The sequence below is a fragment of the Monashia sp. HAY1-2A genome, from assembly GCF_056755315.1.
Map to the genome: position 1 here is coordinate 1 of NZ_JBNDHY010000400.1, position 274 is coordinate 274.

The 274-nt window shown below is 61.7% G+C and carries 1 protein-coding gene; it reads right to left on the bottom strand.

Annotation, left to right across the window (positions count from 1 at the left end; translation table 11 throughout):
• A partial coding sequence (locus ACPYOM_RS22470) for an ABC transporter substrate-binding protein (protein WP_481347659.1) occupies positions 1-274 on the bottom strand: 274 nt, incomplete at both ends.

Consider the following 274-nt stretch of genomic DNA (forward strand, 5'->3'; position numbering starts at 1 on the left):
TCTTGAAGGCGTCCCGGTTGTTGGCGTAGCCGTAGGTCAGGGTCTTGGGGTAGTCCTTGCCTTCCAGGAGCTTCTTGGCTTCCTCGAGCTTGGGCTTGCCGGTGGGATCCAGTTCCAGTGGAGTCTCCACGTAACCGCGCATCTTGGAGTTCAGTGGGCTCTGGGTGATCTCGCCGAAGCGGCGTCCGCCGTACTGGACCAGGATGGACTGGCGGTCCAGGGCCAAGGCGATGGCCTTGCGGACATCCGGGTCCTTGATCTTCTGGGTGTTCAG